The sequence below is a fragment of the Streptomyces sp. genome, from assembly GCF_050698815.1.
Classification (GTDB): Bacteria; Actinomycetota; Actinomycetes; order Streptomycetales; family Streptomycetaceae; genus Streptomyces.
Map to the genome: position 1 here is coordinate 1 of NZ_JBOHCV010000081.1, position 3,304 is coordinate 3,304.

At 68.8% G+C, this 3,304-nt stretch carries 3 protein-coding genes and 1 pseudogene; 3 read left to right on the forward strand and 1 reads right to left on the reverse strand.

Annotated elements, in window-relative coordinates; translation table 11 throughout:
- On the reverse strand, positions 1 to 1,825 hold a 1,825-nt coding region (locus tag ACRDP3_RS03320), incomplete at its 3' end, for an excinuclease ABC subunit UvrA (RefSeq protein WP_431515285.1).
- Positions 1,826 to 2,107: 282 nt separating this feature from the next.
- On the opposite strand from ACRDP3_RS03320, the gene ACRDP3_RS03325 reads away from it, so the two are divergent.
- The 3 genes and pseudogenes from ACRDP3_RS03325 to ACRDP3_RS03335 all read left to right on the forward strand — a co-directional run.
- Complete coding sequence (locus ACRDP3_RS03325; protein ID WP_431515286.1) at positions 2,108 to 2,467, forward strand: hypothetical protein; 360 nt, start codon at positions 2,108 to 2,110, stop codon at positions 2,465 to 2,467.
- 170 nt (positions 2,468 to 2,637) lie between these two features.
- Positions 2,638 to 3,039, forward strand: coding sequence for a Fur family transcriptional regulator (locus tag ACRDP3_RS03330; protein WP_431515287.1), 402 nt, complete (start codon positions 2,638 to 2,640; stop codon positions 3,037 to 3,039).
- A 32-nt stretch (positions 3,040 to 3,071) separates the two neighbouring features.
- A pseudogene (locus tag ACRDP3_RS03335) lies at positions 3,072 to 3,304 on the forward strand (catalase/peroxidase HPI); the annotation flags it as partial.

The window sequence follows — 3,304 nt, forward strand, 5'->3', positions numbered from 1 at the left end:
TGTAGATGACGCCGGCGCCGTTGCAGTTGGGGCAGGCGCCCTCGGAGTTGGCGCTGAACAGCGCCGGCTTCACGCCGTTGGCCTTCGCGAACGCCTTGCGGATCGGGTCGAGCAGTCCGGTGTACGTAGCCGGGTTGCTCCGCCGCGAGCCGCGGATCGCGGTCTGGTCGACCGAGACCACACCCTCGCGCGCCCCGGGACGGTTGACCAGCGAGCCGTGGATCAGCGAACTCTTGCCCGAGCCGGCGACGCCGGTGACGACACACAGCACACCGAGCGGGATGTCGACGTCGACGTCGCGCAGGTTGTGCGCCGTCGCGCCGCGGATCTCCAGTGTGCCGGTGGACTTCCGCACCGTCTCCTTGAGGGCGGCCCGGTCGTCGAAATGGCGGCCGGTGACCGTGCCGCCGGCCCGCAGCCCCTCGACGGTCCCCTCGAAGCAGACGGTGCCGCCCGCCGTACCGGCGCCGGGGCCGAGGTCGACGACGTGGTCGGCGATCACGATCGTCTCCGGCTTGTGCTCGACGACGAGGACCGTGTTGCCCTTGTCGCGCAGGCGCAGCAGCAAGTTGTTCATCCGCTGGATGTCGTGGGGGTGCAGGCCGATGGTGGGCTCGTCGAAGACATAGGTGACGTCGGTGAGCGACGAGCCGAGGTGGCGGATCATCTTGACGCGCTGCGCCTCGCCGCCCGACAGCGTGCCCGACGGCCGGTCGAGCGAGAGGTAGCCGAGACCGATCTCCACGAACGAGTCGAGGGTCTGCAGCAGCGCGGTGAGCAGCGGAGCGACCGAGGGCTCGTCGAGGCGGCGGGCCCATTCGGCGAGGTCACTGATCTGCATCGCGCAGGCGTCGGCGATGCTGATCCCGCCGATCCGCGAGGAGCGGGCCGCCTCGCTGAGCCGGGTGCCCTCGCACTCGGGGCAAGCCGTGAAGGTGACCGCCCGGTCCACGAATGCCCGGATGTGCGGCTGCATCGCCTCCCGGTCCTTGGAGAGGAACGACTTCTGGACCTTGGGGATCAGCCCCTCGTAGGTGAGGTTGACGCCCTCGACCTTCACCTTGGTCGGCTCCCGGTAGAGGAAGTCCTCCATCTCCTTCTTCGTGTACTTGCGGATCGGCTTGTCCGGGTCGACGAAGCCCGACTCGGCGTAGACCCGCACCGTCCAGAAGCTGTCCGACTTCCAGCCGGGGATGGTGAACGCGCCCTCGGCGATCGACTTGGAGTCGTCGTAGAGTTGGGTGAGGTCGATGTCGGAGACCGTGCCCCGGCCTTCGCAGCGCGGGCACATACCGCCGGTGACGCTGAAGCTGCGACGCTCCTTCACGGTCCGTCCGGCGCGCTCCAGAGTGACCACTCCCGCTCCGCTGATCGAGGCGACGTTGAACGAGAACGCCTGGGGCGAGCCGATGTGCGGCTTCCCGAGCCGGCTGAAGAGGATGCGCAGCATCGCGTTGGCGTCGGTGGCGGTGCCGACCGTGGAACGGACGTCGGCACCCATCCGCTGCTGGTCGACGATGATCGCGGTCGTCAGCCCTTCGAGTACGTCGACCTCGGGCCGCGCCAGCGTCGGCATGAAGCCCTGCACGAAGCTGCTGTAGGTCTCGTTGATCATCCGCTGCGACTCCGCGGCGATCGTGGCGAACACCAGCGAGCTCTTGCCCGAGCCGGAGACGCCGGTGAACACCGTCAGCCGGCGCTTCGGGATCTCGATGCTGACGTCCTTGAGGTTGTTCACGCGCGCGCCGTGCACGCGGATCAGATCGTGGCTGTCGGCAACGTGCGGCGCAGGCGACTGCGTGTCAGTCCTCGTGGCCATGCTCATCGTTTCTCCATCTGTGAGTCGGAGCCCCTTCGCGGTCTCCGTCGGCGTTGCCTGGCTCGATCCGGCCGGCTTCGAGCGTACGTCTGGTCCTCCTCCTTCCCGGGTACGCAGCCGGAGCCGAAGCTCGCGTGAACGGGGAGGTCCACGGAGGTCACGCTAGGTGCGGCTCGGGGGCGGGCGCTTCTCGATTCCTGATCGATCCTGTCGCCTGTTTCGCCACCACGACGCGGCTGAGTCCACGGCGGGGGAACCGGCGGCAGGTGGGTGGCGTCCACACGGGGCATGAGGGATCGCTCGTCCGCATCGGACACCGTCGGCTGTCTCGTCATGCTGGCCGGTGCGGCAGCCGGCCTGTTCGCTTGGGCGCACGGCGCCCGGCCGATGCTGCACGGCGGCTTCGAGGGGGAGGGCCAGGACCTGAGCGTGCTCTGGGTAGAGCTGCCGATCATGGTCTTCGGAGTTCCGGCCGCCGCGGGAGCGGTGTGGGCGCTCACGGCCACCGTTCTTCGCGACCGTACGCGCCCCACCCGTACGTTGCTCCCCGTCGTCGCGGCACTGCTCGCCTTGGGAGGTCTGGTCTGGGTCTGCCTGGCCTGGCTCGAGTACGTCTCCGATGTACCTCCCCCCACACCCGGGGCTTGACGGTACGGAGCGGAGCAGCGTGGTCTTGCCCGCGCCGCGTACTCCGTCGACGCCAGGGGCGCCCTTGCCCCACCGCCCGAATCGGCCGGCTTTGATCGTCCACAGACTTGATTGATTCCAGAAAGTGGGCGAGACTCCGGCGTGTGCCCACGACCACGGACTACGAGCGGATGCTGCGCGGGGCCGCGCTGCGCGTGACGCGTCCTCGGACAGCGGTGCTGTCCGCCGTGCACGACCATCCGCACGCGGACACGGACTCGATCACCGGTGCCGTACGCGAGGATCTCGGCAGGGTGTCCCACCAGGCCGTTTATGACGTGCTGCGCGCGCTGACCGCGGCGGGTCTGGTGCGGCGCATAGAGCCGCCGGGCTCGGTGGCGCGCTACGAGGCGCGGGTCGGGGACAACCACCACCACGTCGTGTGCCGGTCGTGCGGTGCCATCGCCGATGTGGACTGCGCCGTCGGCACCACGCCCTGCTTGACCGCGTCCAACGACCACGGCTTCGCGATCGATGAGGCCGAGGTCGTCTACTGGGGCCTGTGCCCCGGCTGTTCCACAACCAGCTCCTGAGTAACACCCGTTGAACCCGGAAGGAATCCCCCATGGCTGACAGTCCTGACGCCGTTGTTGGCGAGATGAACGAGGAAGGTGCGGGCGGGTGCCCGGTCTCGGCCGGGCGCTTCAACCACCCCACCGAAGGTGGAAGCAACCGTGACTGGTGGCCGAACCAGCTCAACCTGTCGATCCTGCGTAAGCACCCCGCCGTGGCCAACCCCATGGACGGGGACTTCGACTACGCGGCGGAGTTCCAGACCCTCGACCTCGACGCCCTGGC

Excerpts from the sequence above, each read along its gene's own strand:
- ACRDP3_RS03325 (WP_431515286.1), top strand. The coding sequence starts at position 2,108 with ATGAGGGATCGCTCGTCCGCATCGGACACCGTCGGCTGTCTCGTCATG.
- ACRDP3_RS03330 (WP_431515287.1), top strand. The coding sequence starts at position 2,638 with ATGCTGCGCGGGGCCGCGCTGCGCGTGACGCGTCCTCGGACAGCGGTG.